At 36.3% G+C, this 26,935-nt stretch carries 25 protein-coding genes and 2 pseudogenes; 17 read left to right on the top strand and 10 right to left on the bottom strand.

All coding sequences use genetic code 11. From position 1 onward, the window contains the following. Window positions 1-310: 310 nt before the first annotated feature. The 12 genes and pseudogenes from dnaE (at window position 311) to IPI59_03700 (ending at window position 14,314) form a co-directional block, all read left to right on the top strand. Window positions 311-3,853: a DNA polymerase III subunit alpha gene (gene dnaE, locus IPI59_03755; protein MBK7526670.1), complete on the top strand. Its 3,543-nt coding sequence runs from the start codon at window positions 311-313 to the stop codon at window positions 3,851-3,853. Window positions 3,854-4,147: 294 nt separating this feature from the next. After that, on the top strand, window positions 4,148-5,254 hold the full coding sequence (locus IPI59_03750) for a Fic family protein (GenBank protein ID MBK7526669.1): 1,107 nt from the start codon (window positions 4,148-4,150) through the stop codon (window positions 5,252-5,254). Between the two features lie 493 nt (window positions 5,255-5,747). Next, window positions 5,748-7,118: a tyrosine-type recombinase/integrase gene (locus tag IPI59_03745; protein MBK7526668.1), complete on the top strand. Its 1,371-nt coding sequence runs from the start codon at window positions 5,748-5,750 to the stop codon at window positions 7,116-7,118. Between the two features lie 1,317 nt (window positions 7,119-8,435). Then, complete coding sequence (locus IPI59_03740; protein MBK7526667.1) at window positions 8,436-10,487, top strand: N-6 DNA methylase; 2,052 nt, start codon at window positions 8,436-8,438, stop codon at window positions 10,485-10,487. 50 nt (window positions 10,488-10,537) lie between these two features. Continuing rightward, window positions 10,538-11,596 carry a restriction endonuclease subunit S gene (locus tag IPI59_03735; GenBank protein MBK7526666.1) on the top strand — a complete coding sequence of 353 codons (1,059 nt, stop codon included), beginning with the start codon at window positions 10,538-10,540 and terminating at the stop codon, window positions 11,594-11,596. 99 nt (window positions 11,597-11,695) lie between these two features. Beyond that, window positions 11,696-11,881 (top strand): hypothetical protein, encoded by a 186-nt coding sequence (locus IPI59_03730; protein ID MBK7526665.1) that lies wholly within the window; start codon window positions 11,696-11,698, stop codon window positions 11,879-11,881. 72 nt (window positions 11,882-11,953) lie between these two features. Continuing rightward, the gene (locus tag IPI59_03725) at window positions 11,954-12,226 is read left to right on the top strand and encodes a transposase (GenBank protein MBK7526664.1); all 273 of its coding nucleotides are present in this window, start codon (window positions 11,954-11,956) and stop codon (window positions 12,224-12,226) included. After that, entirely contained in the window at window positions 12,124-12,420 is a 297-nt protein-coding gene (locus IPI59_03720; protein ID MBK7526663.1) for a transposase, read from the top strand. The genes IPI59_03725 and IPI59_03720 overlap by 103 nt, the downstream gene beginning before the upstream one ends. Next, the gene (locus tag IPI59_03715) at window positions 12,365-13,165 is read left to right on the top strand and encodes a transposase (protein ID MBK7526662.1); all 801 of its coding nucleotides are present in this window, start codon (window positions 12,365-12,367) and stop codon (window positions 13,163-13,165) included. The genes IPI59_03720 and IPI59_03715 overlap by 56 nt, the downstream gene beginning before the upstream one ends. Before the next feature lie 13 nt (window positions 13,166-13,178). After that, window positions 13,179-13,463 carry a hypothetical protein gene (locus IPI59_03710; GenBank protein ID MBK7526661.1) on the top strand — a complete coding sequence of 95 codons (285 nt, stop codon included), beginning with the start codon at window positions 13,179-13,181 and terminating at the stop codon, window positions 13,461-13,463. An 81-nt stretch (window positions 13,464-13,544) separates the two neighbouring features. Next, window positions 13,545-13,940, top strand: a pseudogene (locus IPI59_03705) (transposase). Further along, window positions 13,877-14,314 (top strand): annotated as a pseudogene (locus IPI59_03700) (transposase). Before IPI59_03705 ends, IPI59_03700 begins: the two co-directional pseudogenes overlap by 64 nt. Window positions 14,315-14,623: 309 nt before the next feature. Here the strand turns inward: IPI59_03700 and IPI59_03695 are convergent. From IPI59_03695 to IPI59_03650, 10 genes are read right to left on the bottom strand one after another with little or no spacing between them, the layout of a single operon-like run. Continuing rightward, the gene (locus IPI59_03695) at window positions 14,624-15,526 is read right to left on the bottom strand and encodes a TIGR01777 family protein (protein ID MBK7526660.1); all 903 of its coding nucleotides are present in this window, start codon (window positions 15,524-15,526) and stop codon (window positions 14,624-14,626) included. Window positions 15,527-15,535: 9 nt separating this feature from the next. After that, on the bottom strand, window positions 15,536-16,831 hold the full coding sequence (locus IPI59_03690; protein ID MBK7526659.1) for a deoxyribodipyrimidine photo-lyase: 1,296 nt from the start codon (window positions 16,829-16,831) through the stop codon (window positions 15,536-15,538). Continuing rightward, on the bottom strand, window positions 16,821-17,381 hold the full coding sequence (locus tag IPI59_03685; protein ID MBK7526658.1) for a lipocalin family protein: 561 nt from the start codon (window positions 17,379-17,381) through the stop codon (window positions 16,821-16,823). The genes IPI59_03690 and IPI59_03685 overlap by 11 nt, the downstream gene beginning before the upstream one ends. After that, entirely contained in the window at window positions 17,371-18,066 is a 696-nt protein-coding gene (locus IPI59_03680) for a lycopene cyclase domain-containing protein (protein MBK7526657.1), read from the bottom strand. The genes IPI59_03685 and IPI59_03680 overlap by 11 nt, the downstream gene beginning before the upstream one ends. Then, window positions 18,063-18,521, bottom strand: coding sequence for a sterol desaturase family protein (locus tag IPI59_03675; protein ID MBK7526656.1), 459 nt, complete (start codon window positions 18,519-18,521; stop codon window positions 18,063-18,065). Before IPI59_03675 ends, IPI59_03680 begins: the two co-directional genes overlap by 4 nt. Window position 18,522: 1 nt before the next feature. Then, window positions 18,523-18,990, bottom strand: a complete 468-nt coding sequence (locus tag IPI59_03670) for an SRPBCC family protein (GenBank protein MBK7526655.1) — start codon at window positions 18,988-18,990, stop codon at window positions 18,523-18,525. Between the two features lie 8 nt (window positions 18,991-18,998). After that, window positions 18,999-19,454, bottom strand: coding sequence for a hypothetical protein (locus IPI59_03665; protein MBK7526654.1), 456 nt, complete (start codon window positions 19,452-19,454; stop codon window positions 18,999-19,001). Beyond that, window positions 19,451-20,287, bottom strand: a complete 837-nt coding sequence (locus IPI59_03660; protein ID MBK7526653.1) for a phytoene/squalene synthase family protein — start codon at window positions 20,285-20,287, stop codon at window positions 19,451-19,453. The genes IPI59_03665 and IPI59_03660 overlap by 4 nt, the downstream gene beginning before the upstream one ends. Beyond that, complete coding sequence (crtI, locus tag IPI59_03655; GenBank protein MBK7526652.1) at window positions 20,284-21,759, bottom strand: phytoene desaturase; 1,476 nt, start codon at window positions 21,757-21,759, stop codon at window positions 20,284-20,286. The genes IPI59_03660 and crtI overlap by 4 nt, the downstream gene beginning before the upstream one ends. Beyond that, complete coding sequence (locus tag IPI59_03650) at window positions 21,756-22,409, bottom strand: MarR family transcriptional regulator (GenBank protein ID MBK7526651.1); 654 nt, start codon at window positions 22,407-22,409, stop codon at window positions 21,756-21,758. Before IPI59_03650 ends, crtI begins: the two co-directional genes overlap by 4 nt. A 109-nt stretch (window positions 22,410-22,518) precedes the next feature. On the opposite strand from IPI59_03650, the gene IPI59_03645 reads away from it, so the two are divergent. The 5 genes from IPI59_03645 to IPI59_03625 all read left to right on the top strand — a co-directional run bounded on the left by IPI59_03645 (window position 22,519) and on the right by IPI59_03625 (window position 26,731). Continuing rightward, complete coding sequence (locus IPI59_03645; GenBank protein MBK7526650.1) at window positions 22,519-24,945, top strand: TonB-dependent receptor; 2,427 nt, start codon at window positions 22,519-22,521, stop codon at window positions 24,943-24,945. A 334-nt stretch (window positions 24,946-25,279) separates the two neighbouring features. Further along, window positions 25,280-25,552, top strand: a complete 273-nt coding sequence (locus tag IPI59_03640; protein ID MBK7526649.1) for a transposase — start codon at window positions 25,280-25,282, stop codon at window positions 25,550-25,552. Then, a complete protein-coding gene (locus IPI59_03635; GenBank protein MBK7526648.1) occupies window positions 25,450-26,190 on the top strand; it encodes a transposase in 741 nt (246 codons plus the stop codon). The genes IPI59_03640 and IPI59_03635 overlap by 103 nt, the downstream gene beginning before the upstream one ends. Window positions 26,191-26,214: 24 nt before the next feature. Continuing rightward, window positions 26,215-26,505 (top strand): transposase, encoded by a 291-nt coding sequence (locus tag IPI59_03630; protein ID MBK7526647.1) that lies wholly within the window; start codon window positions 26,215-26,217, stop codon window positions 26,503-26,505. 4 nt (window positions 26,506-26,509) lie between these two features. Then, the gene (locus IPI59_03625; protein ID MBK7526646.1) at window positions 26,510-26,731 is read left to right on the top strand and encodes a transposase; all 222 of its coding nucleotides are present in this window, start codon (window positions 26,510-26,512) and stop codon (window positions 26,729-26,731) included. Window positions 26,732-26,935 lie beyond the last annotated feature (204 nt).

Here is a 26,935-nt window from a genome sequence, read left to right as displayed (position 1 = left end):
GGTTACCAATATAGTCTTTGCTGCTTCAATTTGCAGCAAATTTACAAAACTATTTAGAAATTAGAAAACAATCATAAATTGCCAGCGTGGTTTAATAGCATTATACACTGCATAGCCCAACGCACCTTATAACAAGATGAATTTTAGCCAATGATGGTTGGCAACTTAATGCCAGTTTCGTTGCGCTGATAATTTTAAGAAAAAGCACAATTTATCCACAGTTGCTCCGGAAATCAACTTTTTTGTTGCAACTTTGTAGAACTCTTAATTAGTCCGCCCCATAGTTCTGATATTAAAATAAATCGTATCCATGCCCGATTTTTGCCATCTTCACTGCCACTCGCAGTACTCGTTATTAGACGGTGCCGCCGATATTACAAAAATGGTACAAAAAGCCCAAAACGATGGTCATGCTGCCGTAGCAATTACCGACCACGGCAATATGTTTGGTGCTTTTGAGTTTTACAAAGCCGCCAAAAAAATTGGCATAAAACCTATTATGGGCTGCGAAGTGTATTTGGTTGAAAACCGCCACGAACGCGAGTTTACCAAAGGCCGGAAAGACAAACGATTCCATCAGTTATTATTGGCAAAAAACGAACTGGGGTATTATAACTTGTCAAAATTAGTATCGTTGGGCTTTATTGAAGGGTTTTACCACAATTTTCCACGCATTGACCTAGAACTTTTACGCCAATACAGCGAGGGTTTAATAGCTACAACCTGCTGCGTTGGTGCCAAAGTACCGCAAACCATTATACACCAAGGCGAGGCCGCCGCCGAAAAAGTGTTTTGCGAGTTTTTAGAAATCTTTGGCGAAGATTATTACGTTGAACTACAACGCCATAATTTACCCGATATTGACAATACCGGATGGAGCCAAGAGGCCATTAATCAGGTTTTATTAAAATTTGCGCACAAACATAATGTTAAAATAATAGCCACTAACGACAGCCATTATACCGAACGCGCCGATGCCGAAGCCCACGACATTTTATTGTGTTTGCAAACAGGGGCCAAAATTAATGACCAAGGACGATTTAAATTTCCAAACAACGAGTTTTATTTTAAATCGTACAATGAAATGCTAACCATTTTTAAAGACCTGCCCGAAGCCGTACACAATACCGCCGAAATAGCCGCTAAAATTGAAGCCCCTAAACTTGTACGCGATGTGCTAATGCCCAATTTTAGTTTGCCACCCGGTTTTAACAGCCAAGACGACTACCTGGCGCACCTTTGTTTTGACGGCGCACAAAAACGATATGGCAGCAATCTAAGCTCTGAAATTACCGACCGCTTAAACTTTGAACTCTCAGTAATAAAAGAAATGCGCTTTCCGGGTTATTTTTTAATAGTGCAAGATTTTATTGCCGAGACCAAAAAAATGGGCGTAGCAGTAGGCCCCGGACGCGGCTCGGCAGCCGGTAGCATTGTGGCTTATTGTATAGGCATTACCAATATAGACCCCATCAAATACAAACTCCTCTTTGAGCGATTTTTAAACCCCGAAAGGGTGTCAATGCCCGATATTGATATAGATTTTGACGACGAAGGCCGACAGTCAGCTATTGAGTACGTAATTAATAAATACGGCAAAAACCATGTGGCACAAATTCAAACTTATGGCACTATGGGCGCAAGGTCGGCCATACGCGATGTAGGCCGCGTGTTGGAAGTACCCCTTACTGACACCGACAAATTAGCCAAAATGTTTCCCGATGGGTATAAAAACCTTGAACAAGCCTTTAAAGACGTACAAGAATACAAAGACTATTTGTCAATACCTAACTCGCCATTTGCCCGCACCTTAAAGATGGCGCAAAACTTAGAAGGCGCTATCCGCAACCGAGGTATCCACGCCGCCGGCATTATTATAGCCCCAACAGATATTACCGAGTGCGTACCCGTATGTACTGCCAAGGATGCCGACTTATTGGTAACCCAATTTGAAGGAAAATACATTGAAGAAGCGGGCATGTTAAAAATGGATTTTTTAGGCTTAAAAACCTTAACTATCATTAAAGATGCTATCTATAATATCCACAAACGATATACTAATAAAGAGATTGCCGAAAAAACGCCCGGAATTTTATCCGGAAATGGGGAGGAAGCCCGCATAGATCCGGATTTAATAAGTGAGCAATTAAACGACCAGCCTACTTACGATATTTTCAGGCGCGGAGAAACCATTGGCATCTTTCAATTTGAAAGCGACGGGATGCAAAAACACCTGAAACAACTTAACCCCAGTGGTATTGAAGACTTAATTGCCATGAACGCACTTTATCGGCCAGGGCCTTTAGATTTTATTCCCGAATATATAGAACGCAGACATGGACGCAAAAAAGTAGTGTATCCGCACCCCTGGCTCGAGCATGTTTTAAAAAATACCTACGGTATTATGGTTTACCAAGAGCAAATTATGCAGGCAGGCCAAATAATGGCTGGTTATAGTTTAGGGCAGGCCGATGTGCTGCGCCGCGTAATGGGTAAAAAGCAATCTGAAGAAATGGTACTACAACGCAAAATATTTGAAGAAGGTGTTGTGGCAAAAGGCGTTAGCAAAGAAGAGGCAAAAGAAATTTTTGATACCATGGAAAGATTTGCTCAGTATGGGTTTAACCGCTCTCATGCTGTAGCATATTCGGTGGTGGCGTTTCAAACGGCGTATTTAAAAGCCAATTACCCCGCCGAGTTTATGGCAGCCAACGTGTCGCACTATTTAAACGACCTAAAACAGGTTAATTTTTACCTTAACGAGTGCAACCGAATGGGTATAGCCGTAAAAACCCCCGATATTAACGAAAGCGAAAGTAAATTTACCGTCAATAAAAAAGGCCAAATACGGTTTGCCTTAAATGCCATTAAAGGCGTAGGTGCTGCCGCTGTACAAGAAATTATAGCTGAACGAAATCGAAACGGACATTTTAAAGATGTTTTTAACTTTGTGCAGCGCGTAAACCTCCGGACAGTAAATAAAAAAACACTCGAAGGTTTGGTTTTCTCGGGCTGTTTTGATGGTTTTACCAATATACACCGAGCACAATATTTTTATCAAGCCAAACCCGACCAACCAAGCTTTATAGAAAAACTGCTTAAATACGGCGCAAACTTTCAAGAGGCAGCGCAAAACTCGCAACAATCGCTATTTGGCGATAGCACTGCCAATAATATTGTCGAGCCACCAATTCCAGATTGTGAGCCATGGAGCCAATTAGTGCAGTTAAATCACGAGCGCGAAATAACAGGTATTTATTTATCGGGGCATCCGTTAGATAGATATAAAATGGAGATAGACCGCTTTTGCACGTGTACCTTAGAGCAACTGCCTGCCCAACTAAATTTGCGCGTAACTGTTGCCGGATTGGTAACCTCAGCACAACATAAAACTGCTAAAACCGGAAACCCCTACGGACGCTTTGTTATTGAAGACTATAGCGGTAGCTACGAACTAAACCTTTGGAGCGAAGATTATGCTAAATACAGACATTGGTTTGACGTGGGGCAAATTGTTTATGTAGAAGGAAATTACCAAAAAAAGTGGCGCGACAGCGATGACTACGACTTAAAAGTTAGTAATATTGGACTACTCTCGACCCTTAAAGAAAAAATTAAACGGGTAATTGTTCAAATTGATACTGCCCTTATAACCGAAGCCTATTTAAATTCTTTAGAAGCAATTTTTACTAAACACCAAGGCAGTTTGCCCTTATACATAACCCTTGTACAAAATAATCAGCAACCCGCCTTATCTGTTGATTTGCGCTCAAGAGAGGTGCTATTAGCAAACTCGCCCCAACTTTTTGCCGACTTAGACACTATTGACGGACTTAGTTATAAAATTGGGTAATAATAGTAATGCTTTCGGAGGTTTTTTAGCCTAAAAAATGTCCATTAAGCCTTGTATTCAACAAAATAGGATGTTTGCCTTTCAAAAAGAGTTTTTTTGACCACTTAAACAAGGGTTTTCAAATCTTCCGGATAATAAAAATAGCAACGCCCTTTCAATCAATAAAGTCAATGAAAGCAGCAAAAAAGACCATTTTTTGGCATTGGCGTTACGATTTGCGGCAAAAAAGTAAAACAATCACCGCAAATTTGCGGTAAATAATAGGTATATTTGCCGCATAATTGACTTTTAGTGATGGCAAAATACATCTACGAACATAAAAACTGGACGAGCTTTTCCTGGCAAGAGAAAATCATCAATGCCGTATTTGGCGAGGTAAAATTAATACAGGGAAAAATCATCGGGCAAATGAACGCTTTGGGATTTTCTGCCAAAGAAGAAGCTACGCTTACAGCTTTAACCTTAGATATAGTCAAATCGAGTGAAATAGAAGGAGAACCACTTAACTACGACCAAGTGCGTTCTTCTATTGCAAGGCGTTTGGGTATCAACACCGCAGGGCTTGTGCCAAGCAGTCGGCATATAGAAGGTGTAGTGGAAATGATGCTTGATGCTACTCAACGTTACACCTTGCCTTTAACAGAAAAGCGTTTGTTTGGTTGGCACGCATCACTTTTCCCGACAGGTTATAGTGGACCATACGCCATAGAAGTTGGCCAATATCGCACAGGTGAAATGCAAATAGTTTCGGGAGCAATGGGCAAAGAAAAAATACACTACGAAGCCGTAAAATCCAAATTAGTAAAATTTGAAATGGCCAAGTTTTTAGATTGGTTTAATAATGACCATCAACTTGACCCAGTAATAAAAGCCGCTATTGCTCACTTTTGGTTTGTCATCATCCACCCGTTTGATGACGGGAATGGACGTATTGGGCGGGCCATAACCGATATGTTACTGGCACGCGCCGAAAGTAGTGGCGAACGTTTTTATAGTATGTCAAGCCAAATTTTGGTAGAACGAAAACGTTACTATGAAGTATTACAAAAAGAACAACACAGCACAGGCGACATAACTGAATGGCTTGAATGGTTTTTACATTGTTTGAAAAATGCAATGCTTACCACCGAAAACACAACGCAACGTATTTTGCGAAAAGTCGAATTTTGGAAACTGCACGAAAACATAGCAATCAACGAACGTCAACGAACTATTTTGAATATGCTCTTTGACGGCTTTGATGGAAAATTGCAATCATCAAAATGGGCAAAGATTACCAAAGTTTCAACAGACACTGCATTACGTGACATAAAGGATTTAATAGCGAAAGGCATATTGCAAGAAACAGACGAAGGTGGACGAAATGCCAATTACGAACTTGCCGACTTTGCTCCCGACTAAAAAAATGGAAAAAACAAGGTCAAAAAAAGTATGGACAAAAATAAAACCACAGCCACTAACATTGGGCTTTGCGGCCAAGCGGCTTTGGCGCTAAAAAGAAGTTGTTTGCTATGCGTGGAGATTTGAAAAAAACTTGTACACGTGTGCTTGTATCCCGCCCGAACACAAAGCAAATCAGTTTTTTGCTATATTTACCGCGTTTACCACTCGCATAACAGAAATAAACGCAAGTTTTATGATAAAAGCATCCAAAATTACGCATAAAGGAGAAACAAGAATTAAAATAGATTGCCCCTACAATCAAGAGTTTATTACCTTGCTTCGGCAAATAAAAGGCGCAAAATGGAGCCAAACTCACCGGGCTTGGCACATTCCTTACACCAAAGAAGCGTATGGAAACTTGCCATTGCTCTTTCCGGAAATAATAATAGAGAAACCTCAAAAAGAAGAAGATAAAGCGAAAATAGCAACTAATATCGAGCAAAAAGAATCGATGAGTCCGCCTTATGCTTCCTCTGTTTTGGTGGAGGTGGCAGGGCGGAAAATTATTTTGAAACTTCCCAAAAATGAATTGGACACTAAATTTATATTGGCGCTGCGTTTTTCTAAATGGGACAAAGTGTATAAGGCTTGGATAGTTCCGAATTATTCCAACAATTTAGAGCTTATTAAAGCGTATTTTAAAGAAAGAATTTCAAAAATCACAATTCATAAAGAAGTAGCAGTCGAAATAGGTAAAGAGAGCGTCAATTTAGTAGGGGTTAAAGACGTTCTGTGTATTAAAACCTCAGCCGGAAGGCTCAAACTTATTTTTGGTTTTAATGAAGCACTCACAATTGCCATCAAAAAAATGCCTTTTTGGAACTGGGACGGCAAAAATAAATGGTGGACAATACCTTTCGCAGAGAGCTTATTAGCCCAAATTAAAGAAATTGCAAAAAGCGAAGGCTTGAGTTTTCGCTTTGAAGAAGAAGAAAAAACAGATTCCGGAAAATTAGCCCGTAAAACAGCATGTGATGTTCCGAACTATCGCCCCTGTCCTGAAAAAATGATACTTAAACTCAAGGAGTTACGCTATAGTGAAAAAACCATTAAAGCTTACAAAAGCTTGTTTGAGGAACTGATAAACCACTATCCTACGGTTGAAATAGACAAAATTGACGAGCAAAAAATTATTGCGTTTTGTCAATATTTGGTTATTGACCGCAAAGTATCTGCTTCTTATCAAAATCAGGCAATTAATGCCATTAAATTTTATTACGAAAGGGTGCTTGGCGGGCAACGCAAATTTTATTTTTTGCAAAGACCCGACAAAGAAAAAACTTTACCTACGGTGTTAAGTTCAGAAGAAATCACAAACATTTTAAAAGCAACCGAAAATCTCAAACACAAAACAATTTTGACGGTGATTTACTCGGCAGGGCTGCGAATTAGTGAACTTACCAACTTAAAAATCAAAGATATTGACTCTGAAAGGAAACAAATAAGAATAGAACAAAGTAAAGGAAAAAAAGACCGTTATTCGTTGCTTTCTATTAAAACCCTTGACCTATTGCGAACTTATTTTAAGAAATACAAACCCAAAGAATGGCTGTTTGAAGGGCAGGAAGGCGGGCAGTATTCGACAAGAAGCATACAAACTTTTTTTCAGGAAATTTGCAAAAAAGCCGGAATAAAAAAGAAAGTCAGCGTACATACACTGCGGCACAGTTTTGCGACACATCTCTTAGAAAACGGAACAGATTTGCGTTATATTCAGGCTTTATTGGGACACGAAAGTTCTAAAACCACAGAGGTTTATACACATATAACCACCAAAGGATTTGACCAAATAAAAAATCCATTGGATAATTTGGATATTTAGCAATTAAGGTTTAACTTTGCCTTTAGTTTAAAAGCCGGATATTATCAATATTGGTTTAACCAAAGCTCAATTCAGCAAAAAAGTATAAATTATTGTTTTGGAGCATTGAAAACCATCCGGATATAGCGGAAATAAACGCAAGTTTTGAACTAAATAAACGCAAACTTGCGTTTATACAAATGTTATATAAAATTATCAGAAAAATTTATAGGAAAACACAGTGAAACTTTGCAACTTTGTAGGTCGCTTGAAAACTTAGTAGTTTTCCGGAACTATTAACTCGGCCAGCACGGTTGGTCGTGTGCTGACTGTCGTACTAAAGTATCTGGAAAGTATAAACTTGCAGGCAGATAAAAATAACATTTATATAACAATGGCTTTACGATTAGGCGGGCGGAAGTGTTATTTCAAGGGAAGAATTTTCTAATAAAACTTAAAAATGTATTGTAAATTTGTCCTTCGTAGGCCGCCCAACGCAAAGCCCAAGCGTTATATAAAATTATCAGAAAAATTTATAGGAAAACACGGTGAAAATTTGCAATTTTGTAGGTCGCTTGAAAACTTAGTAGTTTTCCGAACTATTAACTCGGCCAGCACGGTTAGTCGTTTGCCGACTGTTGTGCTAAAAGTATCTGGAAAGTATAAACTTGCAGGCAGATAAAATAACATTTATATAACAATGGCTTTACGATTAGGCGGGCGGAAGTGTTATTTCAAGGGAAGAATTTTCTAATAAAACTTAAAAATGTATTGTAAATTTGTCCTTCGTAGGCCGCCCAACGCAAAGCCTTTTCCGTTATATAAAATTATCAGAAAAATTTATAGGAAAACACGGTGAAAATTTGCAATTTTGTAGGTCGCTTGAAAACTTAGTAGTTTTCCAGAACTATTAACTCGGCCAGCACGGTTAGTCGTTTGCCGACTGTTGTGCTAAAGTATCTGGAAAGTATAAACTTGCAGGCAGATAAAATAACATTTATATAACAATGGCTTTACGATTAGGCGGGCGGAAGTGTTATTTCAAGGGAAGAATTTTCTAATAAAACTTAAAAATGTATTGTAAATTTGTCCTTCGTAGGCCGCCCAACGCAAAGCCTTTTCCGTTAGCGGTCAGTGTAAAAGACGACACAACCAACAGAATGACAAGATAATTTTTGCTGCATACAAGACAAGAAAAAATGCCAACGCACAAAACAGCACATTTGCAAGCCCCGACACACAAGCCGACCCTTCGGCTTGCAAAAGAGCTGTTTTCTTGCCAACGCACCGACAGAAGATTTTATCTTTGAACTTTTATAAATCACAGAGAATAGGAAAATGAAAATAAAGACGACAGTACAATCAATTGAACCAAATATAGCCGACCTTGCAAATGGTTGGCTTAAATCATATAAACTTCCTTACAAACTTGAACAAGAATCTGTAAATGCTGAAATAGACAAGGCACTATCAGACTATTACTCAAAAAATGGCGGGACAGGTGCAAACAGACCTGATGCCAAAATCTTGTTACAAAATAAAAATTTAGAGTACTTCCCTATTCTTATTGAATACAAAGGCTACAAAGACAAATTAGTAAAACTTGACGCTGACGGACAAGTTGAAAACAGGACTTCTAAAAATGAACCGAACTTTAAGAACATCAATTCTTATGCTGTAAACGGTGCGGTTCATTACGCTAATGCCTTGCTACACCATACAAGCTATACCGACATTATAGCAATCGGTATGACAGGACACAAAGATGAAACAGGAAAAATTCATCATACGATTGGCGTTTATTATGTTTCAAAAAGCAATCTTGGTGCAGGACAAAAGGTTGGAGAATACACAGACTTTTCATTTTTAGACCCGAAAAACTTTGACAGTTTTATTGACAAGGTAAAAACCTTGCAACTAACACCAGAAGAACTCGACAAACTTAAAGAACAGCGAGAAAAGGAAATTGACCTTTGTCTAGTAAAACTTAACAATGATATTTACCAAAATGAAAAAGGCTTAGGAGAAAATGACCGTGTTTATTTGGTTGCAGCTTCAATAATTGCAACTCTTGGAATACCGGGAAAAGTTGCACCACTTGAAAAATCAGATTTAAAATCCTCAACCGAAATTGGCAATAAGGACGGTGATATCATTGTAAGAAAAATTAAAGCGTTTTTAGACAACAAAGAAATTCCAGTCGAAAAGAAAAATCTAATCCTTAGAACTTTAGAAAATACACTTACAACTGAAAATATCAACAAAGCTGAAAACGGAGAAAGCCAACTGAAAAGAGTTTTTACCAAAATTGTTGACGACTTAGGTATTTATTACAAAATTGGTTTAACGACCGACTTCACAGGAAAACTATTTAATGAAATGTATGGTTGGCTTGGGTTTTCTCAAGACAAATTAAATGACGTTGTATTAACACCTTCATACGTTGCAAATTTATTAGTGAAACTTGCAAGAGTAAATAAAGACTCTTATGTGTGGGATTTTGCGACAGGTTCGGCAGGTTTGTTGGTTGCTGCAATGAACGAAATGCTTAATGATGCAAAGCAAAATATTAAATCGCCACAAGAGCTAACACAAAAAGAAATCAAAATTAAAACCGAGCAATTGCTCGGTTTAGAGTTGCTTTCAAGTGTGTATATGCTGGCGATTTTGAATATGATTTTAATGGGTGACGGTAGTTCAAACATTTTGAACATTGACTCAATTAAAGACTTTGACGGGAAATATGGCTATGGAAAAAAGGACAACAAATTCCCAGCAGACGCATTTATTCTAAATCCACCATATTCAGCTTTAGGAAACGGAATGAACTTCGTTGAAAGAGCATTAGGAATGATGAACAAAGGATATGCAGCCATTATCATTCAGAACTCTTCAGGTTCGGGCAAAGCAAAAGATTTCAATAAGAGAATTTTAGAAAAACACACACTTCTTGCGAGTATAAAAATGCCTATTGACATTTTCATCGGCAAATCAAGCGTTCAGACCAATATTTATGTTTTCAAAGTAAACGAAAAGCACCACAAAGACGATATTGTAAAGTTTATTGACTTTTCAAATGATGGTTATACCAGAACAAACCGTAAAAAATCGAGTAGCAATTTACAAGATACTGACAGAGCAAAAGAACGTTATGAAGAAGTAGTTAACTTGGTTCGATTTGGTAAAAGCAAGTTGAATATTTTTTCTGAAAAAGAATACTACGAAGGCACGATTGACCCTAATAATGGTGCAGATTGGAATCAAACAGCCCCGATTGATACAAGACCAGCTTTAGACGATTTCAAAAAAACAGTTAGCGATTATCTAGCTTGGGAAGTATCAGATATGTTAAAAACTCAAACCATCAAATACGATAATTTGGGAAAGTAAAAACCCCACTTGACCAAAAACTAGAAAAAGTCAAGTGGGGTGAATTCAAAATTGGCGACTTGTTTGAAGTGAACTCCTACAAAAAAAGATTTGATGCTAACAAGGTAGAAGTTTTAAAAATTGGGAAATATCCTTATGTAGTTAGAATGGGTTCAAACAATGGGCAAAAAGGTTTCATTAATGAAGATGTGCAATTTTTAAATGAAGGCAATACAATCTCTTTTGGTCAAGATACAGCAACAATGTATTATCAAGAGAAACCATATTTCACAGGTGATAAAATAAAGATTCTAAAGCCAAAAGAAACAAGGTTTAATAAAAAGAATGCTCAATTTTTCATCTCAACAATGATGAAGGCATTTAGCACTTTTTCTTGGGGTAGTTCAAGTTTCAATGTCAATATCATTAAAAATCAAAAAGTTTCTTTGCCAATTACAAAAGACAAAAAAATTGATTTTGATTTTATAGAAAATTTTTTGGCAGAACTTGAAGCTAGTCAAATAAATAAAATTGATTCATACTTATCCGACAACGGATTAAATGACATCAACTTAACATCTAAGGAAAAACAAGCAACCGAAAATTATAAAGATTTTAAATGGCAATCATTCAATCTTGAAAACTTATTTGGAAAATCAACACGTGGCAAAAGACTTAAAAGTGCAGATAGAATTTCGGGTACATTACCATTCGTAACGGCAGGAGAAACAGACGAAGGAGTTTCAGATTTTATTGGTAATAATGTAACAGTATTTTCAGCCAACACGACAACAATTGATATGTTTGGTTCAGCCAAATACAGAAATTACAAATATGGCGGAGACGACCATATTGCAGTTGTTCATACAGACAAATTACCAAAGTACGCATCAATTTTTGTGACTTCTGCAATTCATAAATCATCATACAACGGACAATTTAACTACGGTAGAAACTTTTACGCCAAAGATGCTGATGTATTAGACATTTCATTACCAGTTAAAGACGGTAAACCAGATTACGAAACAATGGAAACTATAATATCCGCAATTCATAAATTGGTAATTAAAGACGTTGTTTTATACGTTCAACAAAAGAAACAAGCAGAAAAAATATTAATGGAACAATAGCCCAACGCAGTAGTCAAGCACATTTGCAGGTCGCTCAAGCCAACGCAAAAACCAAAACCTGCAAAAGAGCTTGCCTACCCAACGCACAGACAAAAGACAATGCAGCAAAAAACGGACATAACGACTGACGAAAAAGAACACCGAACCGCTAACAGGCGTTTGGCTCAATGGCGGGTGAAGTGGTTAATTGAACATTCTACCTCGCATCAACTTTTGTGGTGTATTGACAGTTATGTGCTCCGAAATCCGCTACTGCACATACACGCAAAACGTCAGACTGTCTAAAAACCTTCAAATAATTTTATTTTTTCTTTCAAATAATTGGGTAATATTTAATTTATTTCGTAATTTAGTGGCATGGAATATATTAAAGGAATACCAAGAGAACAAGCCGTTTTATTTACCGATTGCTTAGACAATATTATCGCTTCGGACAATGAAGTTCGGTTAATTGATATGTTTGTTGAAAGTATTGAGATGGAAAAATTTGGTTTTGCCAGCAAACTAAATGCTGAAGGTCGGCCAGCATACAACCCGAAAGATTTGCTCAAATTGTTTATTTACGGGTATTTAAACTGCATTCGTTCTTCGAGAGTGTTAGAAAAAGAGTGCAGGCGCAATACCGAGTGATGTGGCTGTTGCAACAATTAGCACCCGACCACAATACCATAGCCAATTTCCGGAAAGATAATCAAAAAGCCATCCGGGAAGTATTTCGGCACACCGTGCGCATAGCAAAACAATTTCAATTAATAGGGGGCAAACTCATTGCCGGGCGACTCGACCAAACTTCGGGCTCAAAACAGCAAGAAAAACAATTTTAATGAAAAGAAAATAGCACAACATCTTGCCTATATTGACAAAAAGTTAGACGAGTACAACGCCGAACTTGCCGCAGCCGATGAAGATAACAAACAAACTATACAAGCAGAAATTGACAAGCAAACACAACGAAAACAAAACTACCAAGTCCTTCAGCAACAACTTGAGGATACGGGCGAAAAACAAATTTCTACCACCGACCCCGACAGCCGCCAACTCATTACCCGCAACAATATTACCGAAGTAGGGTACAACGTGCAAACCACCGTAGATGATAAACACAAACTCATTATTGATTACAAACTTACCAATACCAACGACAGCAAAGCCATGGGCGAGATGCTGCAAAGCGCGCAAACAATATTGCAAACAACGGGTTTTACCGCCCTTTACGACAAAGGATATCACACCGGAAGTGAAATAAAAACGGCAGTCGAAATGGGGGTAGAAATTATGACAGCCATACCCTCAGTTGCCGCTTGCGCACCTAATCCGGATTACAATTTTGACCGCTTTGACTACAACAATCTTACCGATACCTACAACTGTCCGCAGGGAGAAACACTCCGTACAAACGGCAATAACTACCTCAAAACCAAAGAGAACTCGACCTATTATGTTAAACATTATAAAACCACTAAATGTCAGCATTGTCCCGTCAAATTGTTATGCACCAAAAATGCAAAAGGCAGACTCATAGAGCGGAGCGAGTACCAACAATATGTAGATATTAACAAAAAAACATAGAAAAAATAAAAACTTGTATAAGCTTCGGCAGCAAATAGTAGAACACCCCTACGGCACAATTAAACGGCAATGGGGTTACTCCTACATCATCACCAAGCGGGGCATTGAGCGCGCCGCCGCCGATGTGGGGCTTATAATGACTGCCTATAATTTGCGCCGATTATTCAATATTTTGCCTCGTGAGCTGTTCAAAACGTGGTTAAAAACCCTGTTTTTTGTTTTTCGTCTTTTTATAGCTCGTTTTAAGGAGATATGCGCCCCTCTCTCCTCAAAATATATTTCATCCAAGATTTATTAACGCAAAAAAACAAGCCCTCAAATCGCCTCTATTTAAAACTTATAATGTAAATTTGCCGAAACTTATGAGTTTTTAGACGGACTGCTCATTACCCGCAACAATATTACCGAAGTAGGGTACAACGTTCAAACCACCGTAGATGATAAACACAAACTCATTATTGATTACAAACTTACCAATACCAACGACAGCAAAGCTATGGGCGAAATGCTGCAAAGCGCGCAAACAATATTGGGAACAACGGGCTTTACAGCACTTTACGACAAAGGATATCACACCGGAAGTGAAATAAAAACGGCAGTCGAAATGGGGGTAGAAATTATGACAGCCATACCCTCAGTTGCCGCTTGCGCACCTAATCCGATTACAATTTTGACCGCTTTGACTACAACAATCTTACCGATACCTACAACTGTCCGCAGGGAGAAACACTCCGTACAAACGGCAATAACTACCTCAAAACCAAAGAGAACTCGACCTATTATGTTAAACATTATAAAACCACTAAATGTCAGCATTGTCCCGTCAAATTGTTATGCACCAAAAATGCAAAAGGCAGACTCATAGAGCGGAGCGAGTACCAACAATATGTAGATATTAACAAAAAAAACATAGAAAAAAATAAAAACTTGTATAAGCTTCGGCAGCAAATAGTAGAACACCCCTACGGCACAATTAAACGGCAATGGGGTTACTCCTACATCATCACCAAGCGGGGCATTGAGCGCGCCGCCGCCGATGTGGGGCTTATAATGACTGCCTATAATTTGCGCCGATTATTCAATATTTTGCCTCGTGAGCTGTTCAAAACGTGGTTAAAAACCCTGTTTTTTGTTTTTCGTCTTTTATAGCTCGTTTTAAGGAGATATGCGCCCCTCTCTCTCCTCAAAATATATTTCATCCAAGATTTATTAACGCAAAAAACAAGCCCTCAAATCGCCTCTATTTAAAACTTATAATGTAAATTTGCCGAAACTTATGAGTTTTTAGACGGACTGCCGTTACAGGCAAGCGTAGAAAAACCGAACCACCAAAATAAATTCTGAAATTAATCCCAGTTTTTGTTTTATTTTTACCGACACACATTTAGCACATTTGGTTTTTAGCCAACACACAAACCACTCAAAAAACCAAAAGAGCTAAATTTTTCCAACGCTACATCAACTCGACAAAGACTTTTCTAAAGTATCGAACTCAAAGATAAATCCAATAGTTTTTATTTTCTCGTTACTGACTTTTGAACCTTCTAACAACATCACCGACATTTCACCAAAAAGTAAGCGAATTATAAAACTAGGTACATTGGGCAAAAAACTTCTTTTTCCAAAAGAATGCAACAATCTTTTGGAAAAATCATTCATTGTAATTTGTTCAGTGGCAACAGCGTTATAAATTCCGCTGACTGTTGAGTTTGAAAGGATAAATTCATACAATCTTACCAAGTCCCGAATGTCTATCCAAGGTAAATATTGCTTTCCTGAACCCAAGGAAACATTTATTCCAAGTTTAGCTAATGGGGCTAATTTCTGCACCATTCCGCCATCTCTTCCCAAAACGACACCTTTGCGTAAAACTACTGTGCGAATACCTAAATTAGTAAATTTCAAAGCGGTTGCTTCCCATTTTTGACAAACAGAAGCTAAAAAATCATTTCCATTTTCAGATGTTTCAACAAAAGTTTCATTGGTAGTTACTGCTCCGTAAAAACCAACGGCAGAGGAAGAAATAAATGTAGTAATGTTGTAGTTATTCTCGGATACATATTGATAAAGCAAATCAATAGCATTTATCCGACTGTTAATAATTTCCTTTTTCCTATCATTTGTCCACCGTTTTTCGCCTATGTTGGCACCAGTCAAATTAATGAGAATTTCTACACCTTCAAATGCTTTTTCATCAATGTATTGATTTTCAACATCCCATTTGAAATATTGGATGTTCTCCAATGAATTTGAACTTGGTTTTCTAGTTAATACGTGGATGAAATATCCTTTTTGCACTAAAAAATGAATAAGGTGTTTTCCTACAAAACCTGTTCCGCCTGCGATGAGTATTTTTTTCATTTTAAAAGTTTATTTTACTGCTTCTCCGTAAATTTTCAAAACTCTATCTCTAGCAAAACTATGTTCTACCATTGGTTTGGGATATTCATGCGTTCCAAATTCAGGAAGCCATTTTTTAATGTATTCTAAATTTTTGTCGAATTTTTCGGTTTGAATACTGGGATTAAAAACCCTAAAATACGGTGCTGCATCACAACCACAACCTGCTGCCCATTGCCAATTTCCATTATTGGCAGATAAATCGTAATCGTTTAATTTTTGAGCAAAATAAGCTTCGCCCCAACGCCAATCAATCAACAAATGTTTACACAAAAAACTGGCTACAATCATACGAACTCTATTGTGCATAAAACCAGTTTCATTAAGTTGTCGCATTCCTGCATCTACTATTGGATATCCTGTTTTCCCTTGACACCAAAGTCCAAACTCCTGTTCATCATTTCGCCATTGAATAAAATCGTATTTTGCTTTAAACGATTGACGAACCACCCTTGGAAAATGATACAGAATTTGCATAAAAAACTCTCGCCAAATCAATTCGTTTAACCATGTTTGATTGTGATTTAATGCAAATTCTACACATTTACGAATGCTTATTGTACCAAATCGCAAAGCAATTCCCAACTGTGTCGTTTTTTGTAGTGCAGGAAAATCTCTGAATTTATCGTAATCATCAATGATAGTAGCATCTAATTTTGGTATTTCAAAACGAATGTCCGTTTTAGCAAATCCAATAGTTTCTAAGGAATGAATTTCAGAAAAATCTTGCTTAAAAAAGTTGGTAAAATCAATGGGAAATGAACGATATTCTTTCTCTGTCAATTTTTCTTTCCACTTTTTTGAATAAGGTGTGTAAACCGTGTAAAGCGTTCCATCAACTTTTACAACATCCTTTTTATCAAAAATAACTTGGTCTTTAAAAGCCTTAAAAGAAATGTTTTGCGTTTTGAAAAAGTTATAAATTTTCGTATCTCTTTTTATGGCTTGAGGTTCATAATCTCGGTTGCAGAAAACAGCTTGAATATCGTATTTCTCGGAAAGTTGTTGGAAAATATCCAAAGGCTCTCCGTAAAATGTATTCAATTTAGATTGATGTTTTTTCAAACCAGAATTGATTGCCGAAAGAGCTTGATGAATGTAATCCACTCGTCTGTCTTCTTTGTTTTCTAAAGCATCTAAGATGAATTTATCAAAGATAAAAATAGGAAGCACAGGAAATCCTGAAGACAAGGCTTGGCACAAACCTATATTATCTTCCAGCCGTAAATCTCTGCGAAACCAAAAGAGAGAAAGTTTAGTTTTCATTTAGGTATGGATTATCGTTTTTATCGTGATTTACCCAAATTAATTTAGAAGTGTCGTAACCTATTTCATTAGCAATTTTTAGGTACTTGCTTTTAATTTCTTCGGGTATCGTTTTGGTTCTTGACAAAATCCATAGATAATCTAAATCTTTACCTGCAATCAATGCATATTGATAATTTTCATCTAAAGCTACAACATTATAACCAGAATAAAAAGGTCCAAAAAAACTAACTTTCAAAGCGGCTACATATTTATCGCCTCTAAACTTTGCCAAACCATCTGCCTTGCTCCATTTGTTTTTCACAAAGTTATAGCCACTGTTCAACACAATTACATTTCCTTTTTTATCCAAACGATATTGGGCAGATGTATTGTCTAAATCTTTTTCAAACCGAAAATCAAAACGGGCTACTTCATACCAAGTGCCTAAATACCGATGAACATCAAAGTTCTGAACTGGTTTTGCATTTTTAGGAATAGAAGAACAAGAATTTAATAGTAAAATTCCACACGCTATAAAAGCTGTTCCTATTATTGTTTTATTTTTCATGATTTGAATATTTAAATTGTTTAAAAAAATATAAGACCAATAGAAACTGCGTGTATCCATAAACGGCATCTTCAATAGGAATGGTAAATAGTCGTATTCCCAAAAAATCTTTTGGATTGTAATTGACGATTGGATTTTCAATAAAACTACCCGTTAAAATTCCATTTACTGGAAAAAAGCCAAGCATAAGGATTGTGAAGATTATGGATGCTTTTGTAATCCATTCTGCCTTAACTATAAAATGCAAGTAAATTAAAGTAACAATTGTAACGATGGCTGTAATGAGTGTGTAAATTTTATCCACATTTAATAAACCTACAACTGACAAAATAATAATACTGACAAAGACCAATATGTTATTGAAGGCACTCAATACTTCCCATTTATAATATTTATCAATCGTATAGAAAGTGAAGATGCAAGAAAACGGAATACAAATAAAAAACAAGATTTCTTCTAAAGGCAAACCTGCTAATACTATTCCAAGCGTATAATCAGCATTAAACCACCATACTCCAAGAGCTGTAAACCAAACATCCCAAGCTATAAAAGGAATTGCAACAAGAAAACCAGCTTTTATAAACGAGCCAAAATGCTTGTTGAATTGAATTCTTTTGTCAAAAGATGCAATAAAGCAAATGATGACCGTGAAAAATAAAATAAGAGAATAGGTATAAGCCATTATTTTGCAGCAGATTTAAAATAGATTTTAAAATACTTGAATGGCACATACAAGAAGCCAAAACATTCACCTTTTTCTTTCCCTAAATGTTTGTGATGTTGCTTGTGAGCCCTCCTAAGTGCAAGGAAATAACGATTTTGGGTGTGCTTAAAAAAGTGTAAACGCTGATGAATAAAAATATCGTGTACAAAGAAATACGCCATTCCGTAGAGCATAATTCCTAATCCGATATAAAACAAATAGTTGAAGTTTTCTAATGAGCCGAAATACATCAAAGCAATGGTTGGTAAAGCAAAAATTACAAAAAACCAATCGTTTTTTTCTAATTCTCCTTTATTGCTATGGTCGTGATGGTCTTTGTGTAAAACCCATAAAAAACCGTGCATGATGTATTTATGGATAAGCCAAGTAGCTCCTTCCATCAATATAAAAACAAGTATGATAATTAATATTTTCATTTTATTTTTTTTTAGAATTAAATAATTCTTCTAAAATATGATAGCGGTAATTAAATATTTTTTCTATTTTCTTTTTTACAAATAAACGATGTACCAAATCTCCTAAAACTCCGAAAGGCAATTCATAATCAACTTTATCTTTCATAAGCACTCCTTTTTCGTTAGCTATAAATTCGTGATGATGGTTCCATAATTTATAAGGTCCTTTTTCTTGAAAATCTGTAAAACTTTTGTGAGGTATAACTTCTGTAATTCGGGTTTTCCATTTTAGAGGTATTCCAAGTAGAGGCGATACCGTATAATCAATTATCATCCCCTCAAATATTTTTTTGTTATTATTATTTGTCAAAACTGTAAATGCCATATCCTTGGGGGTTATTTTTGCTAAATTCATCGGCGAAGTAAAAAAATCCCATGCGGTTTGTAACTCACAATTCAACTGTTGCTCTCGATATAATAAGTATTTCATAGGAAAAATTATTTTAAAAGTATTTCAATGTTTTTTTGAACAACTTCGGAACTGACATCATCTCTATTTTTTATGATGAAATTTCTGTCATCTATGATGTTATTGCTATACCCTAAAAAGGAGGGGGCGTTTTTTTGCACCGAAAATCTAATAAACCTAATTTCAACATTATCAGGTTCTTTACTAATGGCTTGTTCAATTTTATTCTTTCCTTCTTTAAATGATTGAAGTTTGCTTATGGGGTTAAAAACATGATTTGCCCAAATTGTTTGAAAGCCACCTAAATAAGCCAGATAAACTGGAGATTTCTCTTTTGATTTCTCTAATTCATCTATCATTTTTCTACATAAATCTTTATCTTGAACTGCTTTGTTGTAGTTCATTCTTGCTTCATCAATTACAGAACTGGCAAATGAGTAATTCATAAATAAAACGGTTAAAAACAACATCAAAACTTTCATTATAAAACAGCTATTTTGTATCTTAAATAACTCTTAAACGCAACAAATGCTTTTTGTGAAGTGGAAACCCTAATTCTATTATTCATTATTTCTATTGAGGACTTTCTTTTTATTTTTCTAAACAATGATATATAATATTTGTAAGCCAAATACACCCCAAACATCGATGAGTTTGGGAGTTTTTTTATTCCGATTAAGGCTTCTTTAAACTCTTCTTCAATCTCTTTCTCAATTTGACATTTGACACAATTATCAAACACACTCAAATCCACATTAGGGAAATAAGTTCTACCTAAAATTTGATAATCATCTTTCAAATCTCTTAAAAAATTTATTTTCTGAAAAGCAGAGCCCAGCTTCATTGCGTAAGGTTTTAGTTCTTCATATTTTTCTTTATTACCATCTGTAAAAACTTGCAGACACATTAATCCAACCACTTCGGCTGAACCATGAATATATTCGTCATATAGTTTTGAATTGTAATCTATTTTCTGCAAATCCATCTCCATACTGTGTAAGAAGTGGTCAATCAGAACGCTATCAATTTGATATTTATGCACTGTTTCCTGAAAAGATTGTAAAATTGGATTGAGCGAAATACCTTCTTCTAAAGCATTTCTAGTTTCTGTTTTTAGTCTATTTAGTAGCTTTTCCTTATCGTAATCATGAAAGCTATCCACTATTTCATCAGCCAATCGGACATATCCATAAATCGCATAAATTGCAGAACGAATAGCAGGTTTTAATGCCAAAATCCCCAAGGAAAAACTGGTGCTATATTTTTGAGTTGTTATCTTGCTTACTGAGTAAGAAAGTTCATCAAATAATTGTTTCATAATACTTCTTTTTTAAGTTTATTAACTTCTTGTGCTACAATTTTCCCTGAAATAATAGAAGGTGGAACGCCAGGTCCAGGAACGGTCAACTGACCGGTATAAAAAAGGTTGTTCAATTTTTTATTTTTTATTTTTGGTTTCAAAACCGCTGTTTGATTCAGTGTATTTGCCAATCCATACGCATTCCCACCGTAGGCATTGTAATCCGAAATAAAATCGCTTACACAATAACTCTTTTTGTATTCTATTTTTGAAGCTAAATCGGTTATTCCTGTATGTTTTTCAATTCTGGAAAGCATTTCCATAAGGTACTTTTCTCTAACATTTTCATCATCATCAACTCCTATTGCTAATGGCATTAATAGAAATAAATTTTCTCTTCCTTTAGGTGCAACACCATCATCTGTTTTAGAAGGACAACAAACATAAAACAATGGTTTTTCAGGCCATTTTTTATCCCCATAAATACAATCAATATGTTCATCCAAATCATTCTCAAAAAAAAGTGTGTGATGTTTCAAATTGGGTATCGTTTGATTAATGCCCAAATAGAAAATCAAACTTGAAGGGGCAAATGTTCTGCTTATCCAATATTCTTCTGTGTAATTTCTATGCTCTTCGTTAAGTAGTGTTTCTGTATGGTGATAATCCGAGGAGGCTATCACTGCATCAAATTCATGATTTACACCATTGATTTGCAGAGAGGTTGCTTTTTTATTATCTGTATGTATTTTTTCTACTTTGCTGTTGAAGTGAAAAATTGCCCCTTGTTTTTCCGCTACGCTTTTCATGGCTAAAACCAATTGATAGAAACCTCCAATTGGATAATGTGTTCCTAAGGCGTAACCTCCGTAATTCATTAAGCTATACAAAGCAGGAATGTTTTTAGGAGTAGCTCCGAGAAAAATTACAGGAAACTCCATTAATGTCCTTAGTTTTTCATTTTTAAAGTATTTGGCAACATAGCTTCTAAAATTGGTCAGCAAATCTAATTTCAAGGCACTTTTCGCTATTTTTGGAGAGATAAATTCTGTCCAATTATGGCAAGGTTTATTCACAAAATCCTGCATGCCAACTTCATACTTGAATTTGGCAGATTGCATAAGTTTCTCCAATTGTAATCCAGCACCTTTCTCCAAATTTTCAAACAAGATTTTCAACTCTTCCAAACTTTCAGGTACGCTAATTTTTTCATCGGAGAATATCATTTCAAATTGCGGATTTAAGGAAACTAATTCAAAGAAATCAGCAGTTTTGCAGTCAAAATCAGCAAAAAAATCCTCCATAATATCAGGCATCCAATACCAACTTGGTCCCATATCAAAAGTATATCCAGCCTCCGTTGTAAACTGCCTTGCTCTTCCGCCTGGTTGATTGTGTTGTTCGAAAACATGCACTTCATGACCTTTCTTCCCTGCATAAGCGGCTGCAGAAATGCCCGAAAACCCCGAACCAATTATTGCAATTTTCATTGTTTATCTTTTAACACTTCACGTAATAAATTTTCGGTATCTATATTTTTATCATAAATTGATTGATGAAAATCATCTAGTTTATTCAGCAATCGTATCAATTCCATTTTTTCATGGTGTAATAAATTTCCTGTAACAATGGAGGTTGCTTGACGAATTTTATCCATTTGCTTTTCTAAAGTCAACAAGCCACTTTGCGTAATTGAAATCACTTTACTTCGTTTATCTACTTTTGAATTTCGTTGTTCTACCCAACCTTGGGCAATCAGTCGATTGATAATTTGCATTCCCGATGGTTTTTCTTGCACATTTTTTTTGATTAAATCCATCTTCGACATTTCTCCAAACGCCTTTAAATTGATAAGGAAAATAAAATCTTCTTGCGTGGAAAATTCCGACCCAAAAATGGCAGATTTAGAATAACTTTTTGCGTATCGGTTCATGTGTACAATTAATGTATTGATGACACTTTCGGCACTTCTTCCATTTTCTTTGCCCTCCCAATTGGGTTCAACAACAGGATTGGTGTTAGTGGAAATAATCCAATTTTTAAACCCTTCGACAGAAGTTTCAAAGTCACTTTTTTTATTGTTTTCAATCTCAAATTTCTCAAGCAAATTGAGGACATCTTTAATCAATTTGTAATTCATCTTTATCGAATTAGAATACAAAGATACCATTTTATTTAAAATAAAGTACAATAAAGTACTTTTATTTCAAAATATAGTTTACCTTTGTACTAAATTTTATTCTGATTATATGAAAAATCTTTCTTTATCGCTTTTGATAACTTTGCTTACAAGCACTTTATATGCTCAAAATATGGGGACTATAAACGGTGTTGTAAAAGATAAAAACACACAAGAAGAGTTGATTGGTGTGGTGCTTCGATTTACTGGAAAAGACACAATTAATACTATTACAAATGAAAATGGTAGTTTCTCCATTCAATTGCCTGTTGGAAAATATAATTTAGAAACTTCTTATATTGGGTATTCGCCATCCACGATTTACAATATCAATTTGAGCTCTGGAAATGCACAGGTTTTGCAAATAGAATTAGACGAAAAAAGTCAGGAATTACAAGAGGTAGTCATCAATGCAGGAAAAACAGTTCGAGCAACGGATATGATAACGCCACTTGCTACCCAACGATTAACTGCTGAAGAAATAAAAGTTAATCCTGGTGGAAATTTTGATGTTTCAAAAGTAATTCAAGTATTGCCAGGAGTGGCAGGCGGAACAACACCTAACCGTAACGATATTATTGTTCGTGGTGGTGGCCCGAGTGAGAATGTTTATTATTTGGACGGCATTGAAATTCCTGTTTTAAACCATTTTCAAACGCAAGGAGCGAGTGGCGGAGCAACTGGAATTTTAAATGTTTCGTTCATTCAAGATGTACAATTGACTTCATCTGCTTTTAATGCGAAATACGACAATGCTTTAGCTTCTACAATTGTCATCAAACAAAGAAATGGAAATCCCGATAAATTAAGTGGAAATTTTCGTTTGTCAGGAACTGAATTTGCTGCAATGTTGGAAGGTCCTTTGGGAAAGAAAACTACCTTTATGGCTTCGGCTAGACGCTCGTATCTGCAATTTTTATTCAAGCTATTAGACCTGCCTATCCGACCTGATTATTATGATTTTCAATACAAGGTAAACCATAAAATCAACAACAAAACAGAATTGACTTTTATTGGAATTGGAGCAATTGATAATTTTAAATTGGCAGTTCCAAAAGAAAGTGATGCCAATACAGAATACATCAATCGAGCAAATCCTTTGATTAAACAGTGGAACTATACCGTAGGTGCTACCTTAAAAAGATTGGTGAACAATGGGTTTTTCACGATTGCTTTAAGTAGGAATATGTTTTTTAATGGTGCAGACCGTTATGAAAACAATGCTTCAAAAAGTGGAAACAAACTGTTTAGTTTAGGAAGCCACGAAACAGAAAACAAGCTTCGTTTTGATATGAACAACTACAAAAATGGCTGGAAATACAGTTATGGCGTGGATGCTCAATATGTAAAATACGATGCCGACATTTTCAATACCATTAAAGAAGAAGTAAAAGATAACAATGGAAATATTATCAGCCCTGCGATTAGTTTTTCGAGTAAGTCAGCCATAGAATTTTTCAAATTTGGACTTTATGGACAAGTAGCAAAATACTTTTTTGATGATAAATTTTTAGTGTCAGGAGGTATTCGAACAGACATCAATACCTATACAAAAAGTGGATTAAACCCTTTGAGAACTATTTCGCCAAGAGCTTCTTTTTCCTATATCATCAACAATCAATGGAATGTTTCAGCATCTGTTGGAAGTTATTATAAATTACCAGTTTACACCATATTGGGATATAAAGATGCCAACGGAATACTTGTCAATAAGGATTTAAAATATACCAATGCCATTCATTACACCATAGGAACAGAGTTTGTGCCTAAAAACGATTTGCGTTTTACTTTTGAAGCGTTTTACAAAGATTACAGAAATTATCCTGTTTCATTAACCAACGGAATTTCTTATGCAAATATCGGCACAGATTATTCAGCGGTTGGAAGTGATCAATACGCACCAACTGGACGAGGAAGGGTTTACGGAATAGAAGTTTATGTTCAACAAAAGTTGGTGAAAAATTTATTCTATGTGGCTAGTGCAACACTTTATAAGTCTGAATTTTCAGGTGTAGATAATAAATTCAGTCCTTCCACTTGGGATTATGGTTTCATTGTTTCCGCTACATTTGGATATAAATTCAAAAAGAACTGGGACATCGGTTTGAAATACCGAATTGCAGGCGGACAACCTTACACGCCTTTTGACAGGAACGCTTCAACGGCAATGTATTTAACAACAGGAACAGGTACTTATGATTATACACAGCTCAACAACAAACGACTTCCCATTTTCAACCAATTGGATTTGAGAGTAGATAAAAAATTCAACTTCAAAAAAGTAAGTTTAAATTTATTTGTCGATTTCCAAAATATTCTGTTTTATAAAACACCCTATCTTCCAAAATTCACGTTTGAAAGAAACGATGACAACACTGGCTTTAAAACAACAGACGGACAAACCATTAAAGCAGACGGAAGTAACGGTATTCCTTTAATTCTTCAACAAAGAAAAGCGACAATTGTACCGTCTATTGGATTTATATTTGAGTTTTAAAACACAACATTCTGAACATGGCATACACATTGGCAAGCCGCACAAGCCAAGCTTGCCAAAGAGTATGCCTTCCCTCACGAAAAAAATAAAACAATAAAACAAGACAACTAAATGAACGCCAGCCTGTAACATCGGTTTTGCAAGAGAGCGGGGGAAGTGCTTCATTTGAAACTTTTTCGTAAATTTGAAGTTCGGTTCTTCGATTGAGCTTTTGTGCTAAAATCCGCTCCCTCGCAAAGCCGAAAACCGTCAGACTGTCTAAAAACCTTCAAATAATTTTATTTTTTCTTTCAAATAATTGGGTAATATTTAATTTATTTCGTAATTTAGTGGCATGGAATATATTAAAGGAATACCAAGAGAACAAGCCGTTTTATTTACCGATTGCTTAGACAATATTATCGCTTCGGACAATGAAGTTCGGTTAATTGATATGTTTGTTGAAAGTATTGAGATGGAAAAATTTGGTTTTGCCAGCAAACTAAATGCTGAAGGTCGGCCAGCATACAACCCGAAAGATTTGCTCAAATTGTTTATTTACGGGTATTTAAACTGCATTCGTTCTTCGAGAGTGTTAGAAAAAGAGTGCAGGCGCAATACCGAGTGATGTGGCTGTTGCAACAATTAGCACCCGACCACAATACCATAGCCAATTTCCGGAAAGATAATCAAAAAGCCATCCGGGAAGTATTTCGGCACACCGTGCGCATAGCAAAACAATTTCAATTAATAGGGGGCAAACTCATTGCCGGCGACTCGACCAAACTTCGGGCTCAAAACAGCAAGAAAAACAATTTTAATGAAAAGAAAATAGCACAACATCTTGCCTATATTGACAAAAAGTTAGACGAGTACAACGCCGAACTTGCCGCAGCCGATGAAGATAACAAACAAACTATACAAGCAGAAATTGACAAGCAAACACAACGAAAACAAAACTACCAAGTCCTTCAGCAACAACTTGAGGATACGGGCGAAAAACAAATTTCTACCACCGACCCCGACAGCCGCCAACTCATTACCCGCAACAATATTACCGAAGTAGGGTACAACGTGCAAACCACCGTAGATGATAAACACAAACTCATTATTGATTACAAACTTACCAATACCAACGACAGCAAAGCCTATGGGCGAGATGCTGCAAAGCGCGCAAACAATATTGCAAACAACGGGTTTTACCGCCCTTTACGACAAAGGATATCACACCGAAGTGAAATAAAAACGGCAGTCGAAATGGGGTAGAAATTATGACAGCCATACCCTCAGTTGCCGCTTGCGCACCTAATCCGGGATTACAATTTTGACCGCTTTGACTACAACAATCTTACCGATACCTACAACTGTCCGCAGGGAGAAACACTCCGTACAAACGGCAATAACTACCTCAAAACCAAAGAGAACTCGACCTATTATGTTAAACATTATAAAACCACTAAATGTCAGCATTGTCCCGTCAAATTGTTATGCACCAAAAATGCAAAAGGCAGACTCATAGAGCGGAGCGAGTACCAACAATATGTAGATATTAACAAAAAAAAACATAGAAAAAAAAAATAAAAACTTGTATAAGCTTCGGCAGCAAATAGTAGAACACCCCTACGGCACAATTAAACGGCAATGGGGTTACTCCTACATCATCACCAAGCGGGGCATTGAGCGCGCCGCCGCCGATGTGGGGCTTATAATGACTGCCTATAATTTGCGCCGATTATTCAATATTTTGCCTCGTGAGCTGTTCAAAACGTGGTTAAAAACCCTGTTTTTTGTTTTTCGTCTTTTATAGCTCGTTTTAAGGAGATATGCGCCCTCTCTCTCCTCAAAATATATTTCATCCAAGATTTATTAACGCAAAAAAACAAGCCCTCAAATCGCCTCTATTTAAAACTTATAATGTAAATTTGCCGAAACTTATGAGTTTTTAGACGGACTGCCGTTATGCGTCATTCCCCATTTTTCGACCGAAAATAAATTCTCGAGCTAACGGGAG

It is taken from the genome of Sphingobacteriales bacterium, from assembly GCA_016706405.1.
GTDB lineage: Bacteria > Bacteroidota > Bacteroidia > Chitinophagales > UBA2359 > BJ6.
This window is presented reverse-complemented; position numbering and strand designations above follow the sequence as displayed.

Coding starts and splice junctions, on each gene's coding strand:
- IPI59_03670 (MBK7526655.1), bottom strand. CDS start 18,990: ATGAAATACTTATTATATCGAGAGCAACAGTTGAATTGTGAGTTACAA.
- IPI59_03650 (MBK7526651.1), bottom strand. CDS start 22,409: ATGAATTACAAATTGATTAAAGATGTCCTCAATTTGCTTGAGAAATTT.
- IPI59_03745 (MBK7526668.1), top strand. CDS start 5,748: ATGAGTCCGCCTTATGCTTCCTCTGTTTTGGTGGAGGTGGCAGGGCGG.
- IPI59_03690 (MBK7526659.1), bottom strand. CDS start 16,831: ATGAAAACTAAACTTTCTCTCTTTTGGTTTCGCAGAGATTTACGGCTG.
- IPI59_03675 (MBK7526656.1), bottom strand. CDS start 18,521: ATGAAAATATTAATTATCATACTTGTTTTTATATTGATGGAAGGAGCT.
- IPI59_03645 (MBK7526650.1), top strand. CDS start 22,519: ATGAAAAATCTTTCTTTATCGCTTTTGATAACTTTGCTTACAAGCACT.
- dnaE (MBK7526670.1), top strand. CDS start 311: ATGCCCGATTTTTGCCATCTTCACTGCCACTCGCAGTACTCGTTATTA.
- IPI59_03725 (MBK7526664.1), top strand. CDS start 11,954: ATGGAATATATTAAAGGAATACCAAGAGAACAAGCCGTTTTATTTACC.
- IPI59_03695 (MBK7526660.1), bottom strand. CDS start 15,526: ATGAAAAAAATACTCATCGCAGGCGGAACAGGTTTTGTAGGAAAACAC.
- IPI59_03740 (MBK7526667.1), top strand. CDS start 8,436: ATGAAAATAAAGACGACAGTACAATCAATTGAACCAAATATAGCCGAC.
- IPI59_03750 (MBK7526669.1), top strand. CDS start 4,148: ATGGCAAAATACATCTACGAACATAAAAACTGGACGAGCTTTTCCTGG.
- IPI59_03660 (MBK7526653.1), bottom strand. CDS start 20,287: ATGAAACAATTATTTGATGAACTTTCTTACTCAGTAAGCAAGATAACA.
- crtI (MBK7526652.1), bottom strand. CDS start 21,759: ATGAAAATTGCAATAATTGGTTCGGGGTTTTCGGGCATTTCTGCAGCC.
- IPI59_03685 (MBK7526658.1), bottom strand. CDS start 17,381: ATGAAAAATAAAACAATAATAGGAACAGCTTTTATAGCGTGTGGAATT.
- IPI59_03640 (MBK7526649.1), top strand. CDS start 25,280: ATGGAATATATTAAAGGAATACCAAGAGAACAAGCCGTTTTATTTACC.
- IPI59_03730 (MBK7526665.1), top strand. CDS start 11,696: ATGCAGCAAAAAACGGACATAACGACTGACGAAAAAGAACACCGAACC.